At 55.9% G+C, this 16,843-nt stretch carries 15 protein-coding genes; 8 read left to right on the top strand and 7 right to left on the bottom strand.

What is annotated here, in order from left to right:
• Positions 1 to 48: 48 nt before the first annotated feature.
• Positions 49 to 1,518 carry an amino acid permease gene (locus BH712_RS17610; protein ID WP_006811308.1) on the bottom strand — a complete coding sequence of 490 codons (1,470 nt, stop codon included), beginning with the start codon at positions 1,516 to 1,518 and terminating at the stop codon, positions 49 to 51.
• A 184-nt stretch (positions 1,519 to 1,702) separates the two neighbouring features.
• Positions 1,703 to 2,569: a DNA-binding transcriptional regulator YeiE gene (gene yieE / locus BH712_RS17605; protein WP_006811309.1), complete on the bottom strand. Its 867-nt coding sequence runs from the start codon at positions 2,567 to 2,569 to the stop codon at positions 1,703 to 1,705.
• Positions 2,570 to 2,666: 97 nt separating this feature from the next.
• On the opposite strand from yieE, the gene BH712_RS17600 reads away from it, so the two are divergent.
• Both BH712_RS17600 and nfo read left to right on the top strand, forming a co-directional pair.
• The gene (locus BH712_RS17600) at positions 2,667 to 3,713 is read left to right on the top strand and encodes a YeiH family protein (RefSeq protein ID WP_006811310.1); all 1,047 of its coding nucleotides are present in this window, start codon (positions 2,667 to 2,669) and stop codon (positions 3,711 to 3,713) included.
• 64 nt (positions 3,714 to 3,777) lie between these two features.
• On the top strand, positions 3,778 to 4,635 hold the full coding sequence (nfo, locus tag BH712_RS17595) for a deoxyribonuclease IV (RefSeq protein WP_006811311.1): 858 nt from the start codon (positions 3,778 to 3,780) through the stop codon (positions 4,633 to 4,635).
• Between the two features lie 75 nt (positions 4,636 to 4,710).
• Here nfo and fruA read toward each other — a convergent pair whose 3' ends face one another.
• From fruA to fruB, 3 genes are read right to left on the bottom strand one after another with little or no spacing between them, the layout of a single operon-like run.
• Complete coding sequence (fruA, locus tag BH712_RS17590; protein ID WP_006811312.1) at positions 4,711 to 6,396, bottom strand: PTS fructose transporter subunit IIBC; 1,686 nt, start codon at positions 6,394 to 6,396, stop codon at positions 4,711 to 4,713.
• Between the two features lie 16 nt (positions 6,397 to 6,412).
• The gene (gene fruK, locus BH712_RS17585) at positions 6,413 to 7,351 is read right to left on the bottom strand and encodes a 1-phosphofructokinase (RefSeq protein ID WP_006811313.1); all 939 of its coding nucleotides are present in this window, start codon (positions 7,349 to 7,351) and stop codon (positions 6,413 to 6,415) included.
• A complete protein-coding gene (fruB, locus tag BH712_RS17580) occupies positions 7,351 to 8,481 on the bottom strand; it encodes a fused PTS fructose transporter subunit IIA/HPr protein (protein WP_006811314.1) in 1,131 nt (376 codons plus the stop codon). Before fruB ends, fruK begins: the two co-directional genes overlap by 1 nt.
• Positions 8,482 to 8,839: 358 nt before the next feature.
• On the opposite strand from fruB, the gene setB reads away from it, so the two are divergent.
• Entirely contained in the window at positions 8,840 to 10,021 is a 1,182-nt protein-coding gene (gene setB, locus BH712_RS17575; protein ID WP_006811315.1) for a sugar efflux transporter SetB, read from the top strand.
• Here setB and BH712_RS17570 read toward each other — a convergent pair.
• Positions 10,018 to 10,272: a zinc/iron-chelating domain-containing protein gene (locus BH712_RS17570; RefSeq protein ID WP_032673964.1), complete on the bottom strand. Its 255-nt coding sequence runs from the start codon at positions 10,270 to 10,272 to the stop codon at positions 10,018 to 10,020. The two genes, setB and BH712_RS17570, sit on opposite strands and share 4 nt — an antisense overlap.
• A gap of 164 nt (positions 10,273 to 10,436) precedes the next feature.
• Here BH712_RS17570 and yeiP point away from each other — a divergent pair, with 164 nt between their 5' ends.
• Positions 10,437 to 11,009 carry an elongation factor P-like protein YeiP gene (yeiP, locus tag BH712_RS17565; protein ID WP_003859355.1) on the top strand — a complete coding sequence of 191 codons (573 nt, stop codon included), beginning with the start codon at positions 10,437 to 10,439 and terminating at the stop codon, positions 11,007 to 11,009.
• A gap of 123 nt (positions 11,010 to 11,132) precedes the next feature.
• On the opposite strand, the gene uxuA is transcribed toward yeiP, so the two are convergent.
• A complete protein-coding gene (uxuA, locus tag BH712_RS17560; protein WP_006811317.1) occupies positions 11,133 to 12,323 on the bottom strand; it encodes a mannonate dehydratase in 1,191 nt (396 codons plus the stop codon).
• Between the two features lie 205 nt (positions 12,324 to 12,528).
• On the opposite strand from uxuA, the gene BH712_RS17555 reads away from it, so the two are divergent.
• The 4 genes from BH712_RS17555 to mepS all read left to right on the top strand — a co-directional run bounded on the left by BH712_RS17555 (position 12,529) and on the right by mepS (position 16,837).
• Positions 12,529 to 13,995 carry a mannitol dehydrogenase family protein gene (locus BH712_RS17555; protein WP_006811318.1) on the top strand — a complete coding sequence of 489 codons (1,467 nt, stop codon included), beginning with the start codon at positions 12,529 to 12,531 and terminating at the stop codon, positions 13,993 to 13,995.
• Positions 13,996 to 14,118: 123 nt separating this feature from the next.
• The gene (locus BH712_RS17550) at positions 14,119 to 15,105 is read left to right on the top strand and encodes a CobW family GTP-binding protein (protein ID WP_006811319.1); all 987 of its coding nucleotides are present in this window, start codon (positions 14,119 to 14,121) and stop codon (positions 15,103 to 15,105) included.
• Positions 15,106 to 15,138: 33 nt separating this feature from the next.
• On the top strand, positions 15,139 to 15,852 hold the full coding sequence (locus BH712_RS17545; RefSeq protein ID WP_006811320.1) for a phosphatase PAP2 family protein: 714 nt from the start codon (positions 15,139 to 15,141) through the stop codon (positions 15,850 to 15,852).
• 415 nt (positions 15,853 to 16,267) lie between these two features.
• Entirely contained in the window at positions 16,268 to 16,837 is a 570-nt protein-coding gene (gene mepS / locus BH712_RS17540; RefSeq protein ID WP_003859364.1) for a bifunctional murein DD-endopeptidase/murein LD-carboxypeptidase, read from the top strand.
• Positions 16,838 to 16,843 lie beyond the last annotated feature (6 nt).

The raw sequence follows: 16,843 nt of genomic DNA, 5'->3' as shown, positions 1-16,843 counted from the left end.
CATAAAAAAGCCCGCTCAACTGAGCGGGCTAAAAGAGAGGAAGTGCGGTTATTGTTTAAATCGTTCCGGGAAATCCATTTCACTGTAGCGAACGAAGCGTGTTCCTTTCGTCAGTTTGTAGCCAAACCAGATGATCAGGAACAGCGGAATGCCAATATAGGTGGCCGTGACAGCGCCCCAGTCAATGGTGTCCGCAAGGAAGGCCTCATAGTTCTGGCCCAGGGTAATGATCAGGCACAGAACGAAGGCGAAAATCGGCCCCAGCGGGAAGAACCCTGAACGGTACGGCAGATTATTCAGATCATGACCCTGCTTGACGTACCCGCGACGGAAACGGTAGTGGCTGATGGCAATACCCAGCCAGGCAATAAAGCCCGTCATACCAGAGGTGTTAAGCAGCCACAGGTAAACCGTCTGGTTGCCGAACATGGAGGTCAGGAAACAGAGGCCCGCAATCACCGTGGTCGCATACAGCGCGTTGCGTGGCACGCCACCGCGAGACAGTTTTGAGAAAATACGCGGCGCTTTGCCGTCGCAGGCCAGGGTGTAGAGCATACGGGTGGAGGCGTACATCCCGGAGTTACCCGCAGACAGTACCGCCGTCAGGATCACCGCGTTCATCACCGCCGCCGCAGAGAGCAGACCCGCGTGCTGGAAGACCAGCGTGAACGGGCTGACGCTGATGTCTTTGACATCGTTACGCAGCAGGCTTGGGTCGGTATACGGAATGATCAGGCTGATAATCAGGATCGCGAAGACATAGAACAGCAGGATACGCCAGAACACCTGACGCACCGCGCGCGGAATGTTCTTCTCCGGGTTTTCGGATTCACCGGCCGCGATACCAATCAGCTCCGTGCCCTGGAAGGAGAAGCCAACAATCATCGCCACGCCAATCATCGCCGAGAAGCCCCCGGCAAACGGCGCATCGCCTATCGTCCAGTTACTCCAGCCCGCCGGTTCAGCCCCTTTGAAAATACCAACGATCATCGCCACACCGACGACGATAAAGATGATGACGGTTGCCACTTTGATCAAAGAGAACCAGTATTCCGCTTCGCCGAAACCGCGCACGGAGATGTAGTTCAGCAGGAAGATAACCGCCAGGAACAGAGCGCTCCAGATCCAGCCTGGCGTGTCCGGGAACCACCAGGTCATGACCAGCTGTGCGGCGACGAGGTCAACGGCGATGGTCACCGCCCAGTTGTACCAGTAGTTCCAGCCCAGCGCGAAGCCGAAGCCTTCTTCAACGTATTTTTGTCCGTATGTAGAAAACGAACCAGACACCGGCATATATGCCGCCAGTTCGCCCAGACTGGTCATCAGGAAGTAAACCATCAGGCCAATCAGGATATAAGAGAATAATGCCCCACCCGGGCCGGCTGCCGAAATCGTTGCGCCAGAGGCAACGAAAAGACCTGTACCGATGGAGCCGCCAATGGCGATCATCGTCAGGTGACGCGCCTTAAGTGCGCGACGTAGCGCGGGCGCTTCTGTGGTTTTAGTTTCTGAAACCATGTGAAAATGCTGTCCATTCAATAAATGAGGCGCGATTGTAGCAGACGATCTGCGTTGCTTCCGGCAGAAATGCTCTGTTATTAGAGAGCTTCATGACTCGGCCAGGATTATAAGTAAAGCATAATTTTTTCCCCTCACCCCAGCCCTCTCCCCTCTGGGGAGAGGGCTGGGGTGAGGGGCGCTTTTACATCTCGCAGTAGCGCAGAAAACGCTGGAGCGCGCTGGAAAGGTGTTTCTGACGATGATGGATGCACCACAGCGTGCGCACCAGCTTCGGCAGTGGAACGGGGATCTCAACCAGTGAGCCGGTTTCCAGCTGTTCGGCGATCACCCGTCGGGAAAGACAGCTGATACCCAGGCCATGACGGACGGCGTGCTTAATGGCCTCGGAGTTACCTAACTCCATCCCTAACTGGAACTGCGGCAGATGGGACAGCAGCAGGTAATCGACAATCTCACGCGTGCCGGAACCCTGCTCTCGCAGGATCCACTGCGCCTGCGCAAGACGCGCCAGCGTGACCTCGCCCTGGAGTAAGGAAGAGGCCGGGGAAGCAAACACCACCAGCTCATCCTCAAGCCAGGGTTCCGCAATGATATCGACGTTATGGCACGGCCCTTCGATAAGCCCGATATCCACGCGGAAATCAATGACCGCGTTAATCACGTCCTGGCTGTTGCCCACGCTCATCTCCAGCGGCAGGGTCGGGAAATCCCGGCGGTAGCGGGCGATCACTTCCGGCAGGACGTAGTTGCCGATCGTGCTGCTGGCGTAGACGCGGATCGCGCCGTTGTCTTCGCGGAACAGCTGTTCAATTTCAATCGCCTGCTCCAGCAAGGCCAGCGCGCGCGGGTACAGCAGGCGGCCATGTTCGTTCACCACCAGCCGCTTCCCTACCCTGTCGAAAAGCTGCACGCCCAGTTGCCCTTCAAGATCGGTCAAGGCCGCGCTGACGGCGGACTGCGAGAGCGCCAGCATTTGTGACGCCTGGGTTGTCGAGCCGCTTTTCAGCACTTCGGCAAAAACTTCCAGCTGACGCAATGTAATGTGCATGGTTGCTTACCACTTATAAAGATTGATTATAAATATATAATCAATTTTATTTTTAAGCCAGAGCGCCGTAACCTTTAGCCAGACAAAGGAGAAGGTTATGTCAGAAATCACCTTACAACATCATCGTACAGTGTGGCACTTCGTGCCGGGTCTTGCGCTCAGCGCCGTGGTTACCGGTGTGGCCTTATGGGGCGGCAGTATACCGGCAGTTGCCGGTGCGGGGTTCAGCGCCTTAACGCTGGCCATTCTGCTCGGCATGGTGGTGGGGAATACCGTTTACCCGCACATCTGGAAATCCTGCGACGGCGGCGTGATTTTCGCCAGGCAGCATTTATTACGTCTCGGGATTATCCTTTACGGTTTCCGCCTTACCTTTTCGCAGATTGCGGATGTGGGCGTCAGCGGGATTGCCATCGACGTCCTGACCCTTTCGAGCACTTTTTTACTGGCGTGCTTTATTGGCCAGAAGATCTTTGGCCTGGATAAACAGACCAGCTGGCTGATCGGTGCAGGCAGCAGCATCTGCGGTGCGGCCGCGGTGCTGGCGACGGAGCCGGTAGTCAAAGCAGAAGCCAGTAAAGTGACGGTGGCGGTCGCGACGGTTGTTATCTTCGGTACGCTGGCGATCTTCCTGTACCCGGCCATGTATCCGCTGGTGGCGCACTGGTTTAGCCCGGAAACTTACGGCATCTATATTGGCTCGACCATGCACGAAGTGGCACAGGTGGTGGCGGCAGGTCATGCCATTAACCCGGAAGCGGAAAACGCGGCAGTCATCGCAAAAATGCTGCGCGTAATGATGCTGGCGCCGTTCCTGATTTTCCTCGCGGCACGGGTTAAACAGCTTGCTCCGGCTGGCGGCAACGAGAAGAGCAAAATCACCATTCCGTGGTTTGCGATCCTGTTCATCGTGGTCGCCATCTTTAACTCCTTCCACCTGCTGCCAAAAGCGGTAGTGGAGATGCTGGTGACGCTGGATACGGTGCTGCTGGCGATGGCAATGGCGGCGCTGGGTGTGACCACTCACGTCAGCGCGCTGAAAAAAGCCGGTGCGAAACCGCTGCTGATGGCGCTGGTGCTCTTCATCTGGCTGATTGTGGGCGGCGGCGCGATTAACCTTGCGGTACACAGCCTGTTGGCATAAACCATCTCGTCCTTCTCCTGTTAACCCGTTATCATAGGCATTTCGGGTTAACAGGAGTCTTTTTATGAAATATGTTGGAGCGCACGTCAGCGCTGCCGGTGGCCTTGCCAATGCCGCCATTCGCGCCGCCGAAATCGAGGCGACCGCTTTCGCCCTGTTCACCAAAAACCAGCGCCAGTGGCGCGCCGCTCCCCTCACCGCAGAAGTGATTGATGACTTCAAGGCCGCCTGCGAAAAATACCACTACGGGCCTGGCCAGATCCTCCCGCACGACAGCTATCTGATTAATCTTGGGCATCCGGTTCAGGAAGCGCTGGAAAAGTCCCGTGAGGCGTTTCTCGATGAAGTCCAGCGCTGCGAGCAGCTGGGGCTGACGCTGCTGAACTTCCATCCCGGAAGCCATCTGATGCAAATCGACGAAGACGCCTGTCTGGCGCGCATCGCCGAATCCATCAACATGACGCTGGATAAGACCAAAGGCGTCACCGCAGTGATTGAAAACACCGCCGGTCAGGGCAGCAACCTCGGCTTTAAGTTCGAACATCTGGCGGCGATTATCGACGGCGTGGAGGACAAATCCCGCGTGGGCGTGTGCATTGATACCTGTCACGCGTTTGCTGCCGGTTATGATCTGCGCACAACCGAGGCCACAAAAAACACCTTCGATGAGTTTGAACGCGTGGTGGGCTTTAAGTATCTGCGCGGTATGCACTTAAACGATGCGAAAAGCGCGTTCGGCAGCCGCGTTGACCGTCACCACAGCCTGGGTGAAGGCAATATCGGCCACGATGCCTTCCGCTTTATCATGCAGGACGCCCGCTTTGACGGTATTCCGATGGTGCTGGAAACCATCAATCCGGATATCTGGGCAGAAGAAATTGCCTGGCTGAAGGCGCAGCAGACCACTGAACAGGCGGCATAAAAAAAAGCCGGGTGCGTAATGCGACCCGGCTTTTTTTGTAGGTCGGGTCAGGCGAAGCCGCCACCCGACACCTTTTTACGCTGCTTTAGCAACCACGTCCGCTTCCGGGCGCTTCAGCACCGCGTAAGACAGACCCGCCACCAGCGTACCGACAACAATCGCCAGCAGATAACCCAGCACCGGCGTGATGGCGCCTGGGATCAGCAGAACGAACAGACCGCCGTGTGGTGCCATCAGTTTCGCACCTACCGCCATGGAGATAGCCCCCGTTACCGCGCCGCCGACGATACAGCATGGCAGAACACGCATTGGATCACGCGCCGCAAACGGGATTGCGCCTTCGGTGATGAAGCACAGGCCCAGCACCAGCGCCGCTTTGCCGCCTTCCTGCTGCGCTTTATCGAACTTGCGACGGGCAATGATTGTCGCCAGGCCTAGCGCCAGCGGTGGCACCATACCTGCCGCCATGATCGCCGCCATCGGCGCATAGGTCTGGGTACTCAGCAGGCCAACGCCAAAGGCATATGCCGCTTTGTTAACCGGACCACCCATGTCAGTACACATCATACCGCCGAGGATTGCGCCCAGCAGCACCGCGTTCGCCGTCCCCATGGTTTGCAGCCAGTGGGTCAGACCTTCCAGAATGCCCGCAACCGGTTTACCAATCAGGTAAATCATCGCCAGGCCGACCACCAGGCTGGAAATCAACGGGATGATCAGGATTGGTTTCAGCGCCTCCATACTTTGCGGCAGCTTCAGCTTCGAGCTAATCAGCTTCGCCACATAACCGGCGAGGAAACCGGCGATGATACCGCCGATAAAGCCGGAACCGGTGCTCACGGCCAGCATACCGCCGATAAGACCCGGCGTCAGACCCGGACGGTCAGCAATCGAGAAGGCGATAAAGCCCGCCAGCACTGGCACCATCAGCGCAAACGCGGAGCCGCCGCCAATCTGCATCAACGCCGCCGCCAGCGTGCCCTGCTCTTTAAAGGCTTCGATACCAAAGGCGAAGGAGAGCGCAATACACAGGCCGCCCGCCACCACCATCGGCAGCATGTAGGAAACCCCCGTTAACAGGTGACGATAAGCACCCGCAGACTCTTTCTTGCCTTCGCCAGACGTTTTAGCCGCACCGGTTGGCTGATAAGGTTTGGCTTCCGCCAGCGCTTTATCAAATTCCTGCGCGGTTTTTTTCAGCGCCAGGCCGGTAGAGGTGCGGTACATCGGCTTGCCGGCAAACTTCGCCAGATCCACTTCGATATCGGCCGCCACAATCACCAGATCGGCTTCTGCCACCTCTTCCGGCGTAATGGCATTGCCCGCGCCCACGGAGCCGCGCGTTTCAACTTTTACCCACCAGCCGCGTTTTTTCGCTTCGGTTTCAATGGCTTCAGCCGCCATAAAGGTATGCGCCACGCCTGTCGGGCAGGCCGTGACCGCAACAATGCGTTTCGGACCCGTGGCAGCAACCGGCGCCGCCTCAACAGGCGCGCTGTAAACAGTCGCATGGCCTTTTGCTTCGCTCAGAAACAGTTCAGGGTGTGCCACCGCGCGATTAATATCGCCCAGCCACACTTTTTTGCCGTTCAGGGCACTGTCCGCAGGGATTTTGTCGCCCAGAACGATCGCCATTTCAGCATCACCCGGGTTATCAATGATATCCAGGTGCGCTTTTTGTGCCGCCGCGCCCAGCAGGGTCTTTGCCATATAGGCACGAGCCTGTCCGAGACCGGAGTCAATGATCAGCAGCGTTTTCATTATTCCTCTCCTGCTGTTAGTTAAAAGGTTTTAAGTCAACGCGCGCCATCATCGCGGCCAACTGGGTACGATCGGTAATGCCGACATTGCTCTGGCTCACGGCCAGGGCCGCAACGGCGGTAGCAAGACGTAAGGTATGTTCACTGGATTCACGCATCAGCAGGCCGTAAATCAGGCCGCCAACCATCGAATCCCCTGCGCCAACGGTGCTCACCACTTCCATTGACGGCGGTTTGGCAATCCACTCCCCGGAGGCGTTAACCCACAGGGCACCTTCTGCGCCCAGCGAAATCACGACGTGAGCAATACCTTGCTCGCGCAGCGCATGGGCAGCGTCAATCACATCCTTTAATTCTGGCAGCTTACGGCCCGCCCAGATCTCCAGCTCACGACGGTTAGGCTTAACCAGCCATGGCGAGGCTTTCAGACCGGCGACCAGCGCGTCGCGGCTGCTGTCGAAAATAATGCATGGGCACTGGCTGCGCAGGCGTGTCATCCAGTCGGTGAATGCTTCCGGGCTGACGCCGGACGGCAGACTGCCGCTGACGCATACCATGTCAAACTGTCCCAGCCAGCTCAGGGAATCGGCAACAAAGCGCTCCCAGTCAGCCGGGGTGACTTCGAAGCCGGAGAAGTTCAGATCGGTCACTTCACCGTCTTTTTCGGTCAGTTTAACGTTGATGCGGGTACGGCCCTGCACAACCTGAAAACGGTTAGCGATGCCCAGTTCACTGAACAACTGCTGAAAACCGTCCTGGTTGTCTTTACCGAGGAAGCCACCAACGGTCACGTCGATGCCGAGATCTTTCAGCACCTTCGCCACGTTAATCCCTTTCCCTGCGGCATGCAGGCCGGTCGTCCGCACCAGGTTAACTTCGCCACGCTCAATTTCCGGGCAAAAGCCCACCAGATCGTATGCCGGGTTCAGCGTAATGGTCGCAACACGTCTGCTCATTATGCGCCCTCCCCCAGACCGGCCGCGATGGCGTCGCCAATCGCTTTCAGCGCCTGTTCAGCATCCGCACCCTGCGCGGTGAAGCGCAGGCGATGGCCTTTCTTCACGCCCAGCGCGACGACTTTCATCAGGCTACGGCCGTTGGCTGGTTTACCCGAACCGTCCAGATTGGTCACGGTGATCTCACTTTCAAATTGTTTAATGGTATTCACCAGCATGGTGCCCGGACGGGCATGCAGGCCGTGTTCGTTACGCACCACGTACTCTGCGCTCAGCAGGTCGTCCGTCAGCGCATCGTCGCTGGTCAGCAGAGCCAGTACGGTCGCCGCATCGGCGTTCAGCAATTTTTCAGCTTTGTTGTTCAGCAGCAGATCGCCCAGACGCTTCAGTACGGAAACCGGCTGATCGTCTGTCATCGCAACCGTTACCAGCATCGCGGCGCGTTCGCCATCTGTCTCAAAGGCAACCGCAGCGCGGCTGACCGCGATAGCGCTACGCAGGTTGCCTTCAGCACTGTCGTTCAGCCAGATGCCCTGACCGAGATTCAGTGGCTTATCATTGATGGTGCGTGAAACGAAACCGGCATCTGCCGCGCCCACCTCTTTCAGGCGCGCCGCGTTCAGCGCCTGGAGGGTGACCAGATCGGATGCAACGACGTCCAGCGTCAGGGTTTCATTATCCAGCTTCAGCGCTTCGCTCTGTTTTTCGCCCATCAGCAGGGCGCGCAGCTCTTCAGCAGTGGTGGCGGATTTAAGCTGTTCCGCGACGGCATCATCGCTCAGCACGTGCGTCAGCTGACGCAGCAGGCCCAGGTGTTCGTCACCGCTGGCCGCGATGCCAATCGCCACGTAAGCCACCTGGCCCTCGCCCCAGAGCACGCCCTGCGGGAACTGGTAAACCTGTACGCCGGTTTTCAGCACCTGATCGCGGGTGTCCGTGGTGCCGTGCGGAATAGCAATACCGTTACCGAGGAAGGTGGAGGTCTGCTGTTCGCGCGCCAGCATGCCGTTAACATAGCCGTCCGCCACGTTGCCAGCCTGCACGAGAGCAGCGGCGACCTGGTGAATAGCCTCTTCTTTATTCCCGGCCTGTTCGCCCGGGTGGATATCCTGAACAGATAACTGGAACATGGTTCTCCTCTCCTGCTGAAATTGAATCGTTTCAGCTTAACTGAGAAAATAGGCGCTAACCTGCTTCAACAGAACATGCAAGATAGCGCTGAAACGTTTCAAGAAGTCTTGTCTTTTCTATTAAAGGTTGCAAGAAAAGTTACGTTTCTTGTTGCAGAATTTAGAAGTGCAGCACATTTCTTCTTCAGTCGGGGGGATTTTGCTGACGTTCAGCAAACGGCTTCAGCACGGTTCAGCGTCAAATCAATAAACTGAAATGGCATTTTGATTTTTTGTAGCAATCTTGACTTTACCCTCTGTTTATTTAATGACGGGCGGCGTAAACTCCGCCTCTCTCTGTCATTCGCAAGTACTGAACATGCATAACAATCCCGCTGCCGCCTCACCAAAGCCCTTTGATTTGACGTCAACGGCGTTTTTGATTGTTGCTTTCCTCACCGGTATTGCCGGTGCGTTACAAACGCCTACGCTGAGCCTGTTTCTGACCAACGAGGTCCACGCGCGCCCGGCGATGGTCGGCTTCTTTTTTACCGGAAGCGCCATCATTGGCATTTTCGTCAGCCAGTTTCTTGCCGGTCGCTCAGACCGCAAAGGCGATCGCAAAAGCCTGATCGTTTTTTGCTGCCTGCTCGGGGTGTTTGCCTGCCTGCTGTTTGCCTGGAATCGTAACTACTTCATTCTGCTGTTTGTGGGCGTCTTTCTGAGCAGTTTCGGCTCGACCGCCAACCCGCAAATGTTTGCCCTTGCCCGCGAGCATGCCGACCGCACCGGGCGGGAAGCGGTGATGTTCAGCTCAATACTGCGTGCACAGGTGTCGCTGGCATGGGTGATTGGTCCCCCGCTCGCCTACGCGCTGGCGATGGGTTTTGGCTTTACGGTGATGTACCTCAGCGCAGCGGTGGCTTTCGTGGTGTGCGGCGCGATGGTCTGGTTCTTTCTGCCCTCCATGCGCAAAGAGCCGAAAGTGGCGACCGGTACGCTGGAAGCCCCGCGACGCAACCGCCGCGACGCGCTGCTGTTATTCATTATCTGCACGCTGATGTGGGGAACCAACAGTCTCTATATCATTAATATGCCCCTGTTTATTATTGATGAACTGCATCTGCCGGAGAAGCTGGCCGGGATCATGATGGGTACCGCCGCGGGGCTTGAGATCCCCACCATGCTGATTGCGGGCTATTACGCGAAGCGTTTCGGGAAGCGCTTTTTGATGCGCGTCGCCGCCGTTGCCGGGCTGCTGTTTTACGTCGGTATGCTGACGGTTCATACGCCAGCCCTGCTACTTGCTTTACAGCTGCTGAACGCCATTTATATCGGCATTCTGGCCGGTATCGGTATGCTCTATTTCCAGGATCTGATGCCGGGTCAGGCAGGTGCCGCCACTACCCTTTATACTAATACCACCCGTGTGGGCTGGATTATTGCAGGCTCACTGGCGGGCGTTGTGGCTGAAATCTGGAACTATCATACGGTGTTCTGGATTGCGCTGGTGATGTGCGTCCTGACACTAAGCTGCCTGACGCGGATCAAAGACGTTTAAGGCGCGGTGAGCGCCTCCTGCTCAAGCAGATAAGTGATGGCCTGCTGGCGCGTACTGCCGCACATTTCGGCGGTTGGCTGGAGCCCGGAGCACACCTTCGGACGCAGGGGCGAGCCAAAGATCATGCACAGGTTTGAATCCGAAAGCTGAACGCAGCGGGTATTGGCAGGCTTGCCCTCCGGCATGCCTGGAATGGGGCTTGAGATGGACGGTGCGGTACAGCACGCGCCACAGTCGGAACGACAATCCATACATGCTCTCTGTTGGTGGCAGATGCCCGCGCAGTCGGGCATTGCGCGCACAGTAACACCTTTTATGTATTGATAGCAAAAGCCACGAATTCCGCTTGCCTGAAAGGCCGCGCGCGAGTAATTTGGCGCGATATTTTTTACCTCCCGTAAACAGGATTACTGCAATGCCAAGAGCGAACGAAATTAAGAAAGGTATGGTACTGAATTACAACGGCAAACTGCTGATTGTGAAAGATATCGACATTCAGGCACCCAGCGCCCGTGGCGCAGCAACGCTGTACAAAATGCGTTTCTCCGATGTCCGTACCGGCCTGAAAGTGGAAGAACGTTTTAAAGGCGACGACATCGTAGATACCGTGACCCTGACCCGTCGCTACGTTGATTTTTCTTATATCGACGGCAACGAATACGTGTTCATGGATAAAGAGGATTACACCCCGTATATCTTCACCAAAGATCAGATCGAAGAAGAGCTGCTGTTTATTCCTGAAGGTGGGATGCCAGACATGCAGGTGCTGACCTGGGATGGCGTGCTGCTGGCGCTGGAGCTGCCGCAGACTGTTGATCTGGAAATCGTTGAAACGGCACCGGGCATCAAAGGTGCGTCTGCAAGCGCGCGTAACAAACCGGCTACCCTGACTACCGGTCTGGTCGTACAGGTGCCAGAATACCTTTCAGCGGGCGAGAAAATCCGCATCCATATCGAAGAAAAACGTTATATGGGTCGTGCTGACTGATTGTGGCTTTTGTCGGGTGGCGGCTTCGCCTTACCCGACCTACAAAAATACAAAAACCGGCTCTCAGGCCGGTTTTTGTATTTTTGTAGGTCGGGTAAGCGCAGCGTCACCGGGCAACAGAGCTTACAGAAGCTCCGGATACTTCGTCATCTTCAGCGCCAGCTCGATACCGCGCACTTCCGCCATCCCTTTCAGACGGCCAATCGCCGAATACCCTGGGTTCGTTTTCTTGCGCAGATCGTCCAGCATCTGGTGCCCGTGATCCGGACGGAACGGAATAGGACGTACATCCCCCGCCTGCTTACGACGGACCTCTTCAGCAAGAATGGCATCCACCACCGCAACCATGTTCACGTCGCCGCCAAGATGGGCTGCTTCGTGGAAGGTTTTCGGGTTCTCTTCACGGCAGGTTGCACGCAGGTGGGTGAAATGAATGCGATCGCCGAAGGTTTCGATCATCCGCACCAGATCGTTATCCGCCCGCACGCCGTACGAGCCGGTACACATGGTGTAGCCGTTGTAGATGCTGTCTACCGTCTCTTTCAGCCACTGCATATCTTCAATGGTCGACACGATACGCGGCAGGCCAAGGATAGGGCGCGGTGGATCGTCCGGGTGAACCGCCAGCCGCACGCCAGCCTCTTCTGCCACCGGCACGATAGCGCGCAGGAAGTGCGCCATGTTTTCACGCAGCTGGTTTTTATCGATATCGCCATATTCCGCCAGACGCGCGCGGAACTGATCGAGGGTATACCCCTCTTCCGCCCCCGGCAGGCCCGCGATGATATTGCGAACCAGCTTCTCAATGTCCGCTTCACTGGCGGCATTGAACCACGCCAGCGCCTGCTGCTGCTCTTCGGCGGTGTAGTCTGCTTCCGCTCCCGGACGCTTCAGAATGTGCAGCTCGAAAGCCGCAAAGGCGATTTGATCGAAGCGCAGCGCTTTCGAACCGTCTGCCATTTCATATTCCAGGTCCGTACGCGTCCAGTCCAGAATTGGCATAAAGTTGTAGCAGACGGTATCAATGCCGCAGGCTGCCAGGTTACGAATGCTCTGCTGATAATTCGCAATCCAGGTGTCACACTCACCGGAGTGGGTTTTGATATCTTCGTGAACCGGAATACTTTCCACAACAGACCAGGTTAACCCTTTTTCAGCCAGCTGTGCCTGACGCTTTTGAATTTCTTCCACCGGCCACACCTGGCCGTTCGGAATATGATGCAGCGCCGTGACCACACCCGTTGCGCCAGCCTGACGCACATCATCAAGAGAAACCGGATCGTTCGGCCCGTACCAACGCCAGGTTTGTTCCATTGCCCCACCCTCTCAAGTTGTTATACCAATACGTGTTACTTCAATGACGACTACCATACATGTTTAATTAAGGCGGTCAATACAGTGCGCGACATTGATTGATCAAACTCACATAACCGGGATATTTACGGCTTACCAATTTAATTTGTTGTCATATAACTTTACACTGGCATTGTTAATTAATGGTTAATCAGGTGTGTACTTCATGAAGACTATTGCCTCCACCGCGCTTCCTGCGCATGTTCAGCTGCCCCGCTACGATCGCGCGCCGTTACGCTCCCGCATCGTCCATTTCGGCTTTGGCGCGTTCCACCGGGCGCACCAGGCGTTGTTAACAAACCGGGTACTGAACGCCAAAGGAGGCGACTGGGGAATTTGTGAGATTAGCCTCTTTAGCGGCGATGTCCTCATGGGCCAGCTCCGGGCGCAGGATCATCTGTTTACCGTGCTGGAGAAAGGTGCCGAAGGCAATCAGCCCATCATTATTGGCGCGGTAAAAGAGTGCCTGAACGCAAAACTCGACTCGCTGGCCGCCATTATTGAGAAGTTCTGCGAACCGCAGGTGGCAATTGTCTCCCTCACCATTACCGAAAAAGGCTACTGCATCGATCCGGCGACGGGGAAACTGGATATGCAAAACAGCCGCATCCTTCACGATCTGGAGCATCCGTCTGAGCCGCATTCCGCACCGGGTATTCTGGTCGAAGCGCTTCATCGCCGCCGCGAACGTGGCCTGCCAGCGTTTACCGTGCTCTCCTGCGACAATATTCCCGACAATGGCCACGTGGTGAAAAACGCCGTTCTCGGCATGGCCGGGAAGCGTTCCGCAGAGCTGGCGGGTTGGATTGAGACCCACGTGAGTTTCCCCGGCACCATGGTCGACCGCATTGTACCTGCCGCTACTGACGCCTCACTCGCGGAAATCACCCGGGAACTTGGCGTTGAAGATCCCTGCGCCATCAGCTGTGAACCGTTCATTCAGTGGGTGGTGGAAGATAACTTTGTCGCCGGGCGTCCGGAGTGGGAAGTTGCAGGCGTACAGATGGTTGAGGATGTTCTGCCCTGGGAACAGATGAAGCTGCGGATGCTGAACGGCAGCCACTCCTTCCTCGCTTATCTGGGCTACCTTGCTGGCTACGCGCACATTAATGAATGCATGCAGGACGACAGTTTCCGCGAAGCCGCCCGCAGGCTGATGCTGAATGAGCAGGCCCCTACGCTGCGCATCACCAACGTTGATCTGACGGCCTATGCTGACAGCCTGCTTGACCGCTTTGCCAACCCGGCGCTACAGCATCGCACATGGCAAATCGCCATGGACGGCAGCCAGAAGCTGCCTCAACGCATGCTGGATGGCATCCGCATGCTTCTTGAGCGTAACACCGCCTGGCCACTGCTGGCGCTGGGGGTGGCGGGCTGGATGCGCTACGTCAGCGGTACGGACGAACAGGGCAACGCCATTGACGTGCGCGATCCTCTGAGCGAAAAGTTTCAGGCCATTGTCGCGACCAGCAGCGACGCGGAACGCGTTAGCGCCCTGCTGACGCTAAATGAAATCTTTGGCGACGACCTGCCGCAAAACCCTGCCTTTGTCGAGGCGATTAGCGAGGCGTATCAGCGCCTCGTCCGGCTCGGCGCGCGCCAGGCGGTTATCGAAACGTTAAAAATTTAGCGATTATTGCAATTAAGGCGAACGGTTTTGCGCTCCGTTCGCCCTCCCTCTTCTCAATGCCCGTTTTTTTCGTCAGGATGATAGATAGTTGTTACTACATCACAATTATTTATCGGAGCGCACGTGACCAAAACCAACCTGATCACCGGTTTTCTCGGCAGCGGTAAAACTACGTCCATTCTGCATTTGCTGGCCAATAAAGATCCGGCGGAAAAATGGGCCGTGCTGGTAAACGAATTTGGCGAAGTGGGGATCGACGGTGCGTTGCTCGCCGACAGCGGCGCGATGGTGAAAGAGATCCCGGGCGGGTGTATGTGCTGCGTGAATGGCCTGCCGATGCAGGTCGGGCTTAATACGCTGCTGCGTCAGGGCAAGCCGGACCGTCTGCTGATTGAGCCTACCGGGCTGGGTCATCCGAAGCAAATCCTTGATTTACTGACCGCCCCGGTATACGAGCCGTGGCTTGAGCTGCGTGCGACGCTTTGCCTGCTCGACCCCCGCCAGCTGCTGGATGAAAAAGCGATCAATAACGACAATTTCCGCGACCAGCTCGCCTCGGCAGATATCATCGTGGCGAATAAATCCGATCGTGCGACGGCTGAGAGTCAGGCCGCGTTCGAGTCCTGGTGGCAGCAGGCAGGCGGTGGACGCCAGTATGTTCAGACGACTCAGGGAAACATTGATGACGCCCTGCTTGACCTTCCCCGCCTCAACCAGACGCAACTGCCTGCCAGCGCAGAGCATTCGCATAGCCACGGGGCGAAACAAGGTCTGGCTGCACTGAGCCTGCCGGAACATCAGCGCTGGCGTCGTAACCTGAACAGCGGCCAGGGGCACCAGGCATGCGGGTGGATCTTCGATGCCGATACGGTTTTCGACACCATTGGTATACTGGAATGGGCGAGACTGGCGCCGGTTGAGCGGGTGAAAGGGATCATGCGCACTCCGGATGGTCTGGTGCGCATTAACCGTCAGGGCGAAGATTTCTTTATAGAAACCCAGAACGTCGCGCCACCCGACAGCCGGATAGAGTTAATTAGTGCGGTTAATACCGACTGGAATGCCCTCCAGTCAGGCCTGTTGAAGCTTCGTTTAAGTTTGGGCGGCTAACGTTGCCCCTGATTTCACACACTGCTGAAGACTATGACGACTCGACTTCCTGCTATTTTATTACTCAATGCTGCCGGTCTGGCGCTCTTTTTCTCCTGGTATATCCCGGCGAATCACGGTTTCTGGTTCCCGCTGGATTCCGGGCTTTTCCACTTCTTTAACCAGGCGCTGGCGAAGAGTGAGGCTTTCCTGTGGCTGGTGGCAATCACCAACAACCGCGCGTTTGACGGCTGTTCGCTGCTGGCAATGGGCTGTCTGATGCTCTCCTTCTGGCTGAAAGAAGACAAAACGGGTCGTCGCCGTATTCTGATTATCGGCCTGGTGATGCTGCTGACGGCCGTGATTATTAACCAGCTGGCGCAACATCTGATGCCGGTTAAACGCGCCAGCCCTTCGCTCTCTTTCCCGAATATTAACCGCGTCAGCGAACTGCTGCATATTCCAACCAAAGATGCCTCGAAGGACAGTTTCCCGGGCGACCACGGTATGATGCTGCTGATTTTCGCTGGCTTCATGCTGCGCTATTTCGGTAAAAAAGCGTTCGCCATCGCCCTGATTATTGTGGTGGTATTTGCATTTCCGCGGGTGATGATTGGCGCACACTGGCTGACAGATATCGCCGTAGGCTCACTCACGGCGGTGTTGATTGGTTTACCGTGGGTGCTGATGACCCCACTGAGCGATCGCTTAACAGGCATTTTTGATCGCTATCTTCCCGGCAAATTTAAACAAGTCGCAAACAAATAAATAACGAAAATTAACACCATTCATCAGGGATCGTTTTCGATCCCTGACGCACTTCTCTCCGGCGTCGTTTAACGCCGTCATCATCCCGTCATACTATTCGTGATAAAAATGAAGCAATTGCAGGGATTACCGGCAGGAATGGCGGCATTTTGAGCAATACTGCGCTGTAACTTTGTGCATCACATTTTCTTATAAAAAAACGGACTTTTTTGCTCGCAATACCCCGTGCAATCGGTTAACCTCGAACTCGTTTTGCCCCACGGAGATAATTATTTTCATGGTGAATAATTTTGTGCGTTGCGCCACAGTTTTCACCATAAAGAATTGTCTCATTGTGAACAGATAATTAGTCTCGTCACGGTTGGCATTTTTATAACGATATTTTCGTTAAGGACTTCAAGGGAAAACAAACAAAATGGTCAAATCTCAACCAATTTTGAGATATATCTTGCGGGGGATCCCGGCGATTGCAGTGGCGGTACTGCTTTCGGCATGTAGTACAACGAATACCGCGAAGAATATGCATCCTGAGACGCGTGTTGTGGGAATGGAAGATTCCTCGTCACTGCAAGCCTCTCAGGATGAATTTGAAAATATGGTACGTAATCTGGACGTGAAGTCCCGCATTATGGATCAGTATGCTGACTGGAAAGGCGTGCGTTACCGTCTGGGCGGCAGCACCAAGAAAGGCATCGATTGCTCCGCGTTCGTACAGCGTACCTTCCGTGAGCAGTTTGGGTTAGACCTTCCGCGTTCTACCTATGAACAGCAGGAAATGGGCAAATCCATTTCGCGTACTAAGCTGCGCACGGGCGATTTAGTCCTGTTCAGAGCGGGTTCAACCGGTCGACACGTTGGCATCTATATCGGTAACGATCAGTTTGTCCATGCCTCCACCAGCAGTGGTGTGACGATTTCCAGCATGAACGAACCTTACTGGAAGAAGCGCTATAACGAAGCTCGCCGCGTTCTGAGCCGTAGTTAAATTTGC

The organism is Enterobacter hormaechei ATCC 49162, assembly GCF_001875655.1.
GTDB classification, from domain to species: domain Bacteria; phylum Pseudomonadota; class Gammaproteobacteria; order Enterobacterales; family Enterobacteriaceae; genus Enterobacter; species Enterobacter hormaechei.
The sequence above is the reverse complement of the archived record's forward strand: the minus strand, read 5'-3'. Positions and strand labels throughout refer to the sequence as shown.